Source organism: Candidatus Frankia alpina (assembly GCF_902806485.1).
GTDB classification, from domain to species: domain Bacteria; phylum Actinomycetota; class Actinomycetes; order Frankiales; family Frankiaceae; genus Frankia; species Frankia alpina.
The window spans coordinates 1-1999 of sequence record NZ_CADCWT010000436.1; the positions used below are offsets into that span (position 1 = coordinate 1).

General features: G+C 72.8%; 2 protein-coding genes. One reads left to right on the forward strand and one right to left on the reverse strand.

The genetic code is table 11. The features are described from left to right. On the forward strand, nt 1-1119 hold a 1119-nt coding region (locus G6R25_RS23700; RefSeq protein ID WP_163554628.1), incomplete at its 5' end, for a WD40 repeat domain-containing protein. Here the strand turns inward: G6R25_RS23700 and G6R25_RS23705 are convergent. Then, nucleotides 1101-1999, reverse strand: an 899-nt coding sequence (locus G6R25_RS23705) for an aldo/keto reductase (protein WP_163554629.1), incomplete at its 5' end; no start/stop codon positions are given. The two genes, G6R25_RS23700 and G6R25_RS23705, sit on opposite strands and share 19 nt — an antisense overlap.

The following is a 1999-nucleotide window of genomic DNA, read 5'->3' on the forward strand; positions in this document are numbered from 1 at the left end:
ACGAGCCGAGAGGGCGCGATCCGGCTGTGGGGCGCGCCGACCGGTGCGCACCAGGCCGACCTGTCCGGGGCGGTCGCCAGCCGGGCCTGCGCCCTCGCGCCGGACGGATCGTGGGTGGCCGCCGGCGGCCGCTACGGTGCCATCCGACTGTGGGCCACGGACGTCGACCTGCCGAAACCGTCCGTCGGCGGGCGGGACGAACCGATGCGGGGCTGCGCCGTCGTCGTCCCCCGCGGCGGTGAGGCCGCCTCCCTGGTCGTTGCCCACACCGATGACGGCACCGCCGCCGCCTGGGAGCTGGACACCGGCGAGCGCACCGGCTTCGAGATCGGCGGCGCCGTGGACTGGGCCTGCGGCGCCGCGGCCGGCCCCGACGGCGCCTGGGTGCTCGTCCCCGCGGACCTGACCGCGCTGCGCCGGTGGAATCCGGTGACGGGCACCGTCCTGGGGACGCTGACGGCCGACGCCGAGATCGCCGGCTTCGCCCTCGACCCCACCGGCTCCTGGGCCGTCGCCGCCTGCCGGGACGGCACGCTTGCGCGCTGGGACGTCGCGACCGGACACCCGCTGCCGCCGCTGGCCATCCCGTCTGCCTCGTCTGTCTCGTCAGGGCCGCCCGGCGTGCCGGGCCCACCAGGGCCCCGGGGCGCCGCTGATGCCTGCGCGGTCAGTCCGGACGGACGCTGGGTCGCCGCGGGCGGGGAGGATCGGACCGTGCGGCTGTGGGCGGCCGCGACCGGCCGGCTACACCGTGAGCTGGCCGGGCACACCGACAGCGTCCTCGGCGTCGTGTTCTCGCCCGACGGTGAGCTGCTGGTCTCCGCCGCGGCCGACCACACCGTGCGGGTCTGGCAGGTCGACGACGGCGCGTCCGTCGTGACGCTGACCGGCCATCAGCACACCGTGCGCTCCGGGCGGTTCTCGCCGGACGGTGCCTGGCTGGCCACGGCGGGCGGCGACGGCGCGCTGCTGATCTGGGACGCGACGACCTGGACCTGCGCCGCCGTGATGCGCTTCGACGGCGGGGCCCGGGACTGCGCCTGGCTGCCGCCCGAGCTGGGCGGTGGCATCATCCTGGCCTGCTCGGCCGGCCTGTACCGCTACGACCTCGACACCTGACCGCCGGGTCCAGCCGGACCTTCGCGATACCTTCCGCCGGCGGTGCGTTCGCTGACGGGTCGGCGGCGGAGGTTCGCCTGCTGGAGAGCCGGCGGCACGTAGTCCTGGTCGAGCGTGCCGATGTCGGTGCCCGGCGGGACGATCTCGTCGATCCGGTCGAGGATGTCGTCGGTGAGTGCCACGTCGATGCCGGCGAGAAGGTCGTCGAGGTGGCTCATCGTGCGCAGCCCGGCGATCGCGCTGGTCACGCCGGGATGCGCGATCGTGAACGCCATGGCGAGGTGGGTCGGCGACAAGCCCGCCTCCTCGGCGAGCGAGAGGAACTGCTCGACGGTGTCAAGACGGCGCTCGTCGTTGAGGTGCTTGAAGAAGCCGGCGCGGCGCAGTTCGTTCTGCTGGTCCTTGCGGACGCGTCCCGTGAGCAGCCCCTGCCCGAATGGGCCCCACACCAGCGTGCCCACCCCATAGCGCTGAGCGACCGGCAGTACCTCGCGTTCGATACCGCGGTTGAGTAGCGAGTACGGCGGCTGCTCTGTGTGGAACCGTGCCAGCCCACGCCGCTCGGCGACCCACTGGGCTTCGATGATGTCGGATGCCGGCATCGTGGACGTCCCGATCGCACGGACTTTCTCGCTGTGGATCAGGTCAGAGAGCGCGGAAAGCGTCTCCTCGATGTCCGTGCCGGGGTCCGGCCGGTGGATCTGGTAAAGGTCGATGTGGCCGGTCTGCAGGCGGCGCAGCGAGTTCTCGACCGCGGTCACGATCCAGCGCCGTGAGGCGCCCTGTTGATTGGGGTCGTCGCCCATCGAGCGGCTCACCTTGGTCGCGAGGACGACAGTGAGCCATTCCCGGCAACGATTTGTGAGGTTGGGTAATTGTT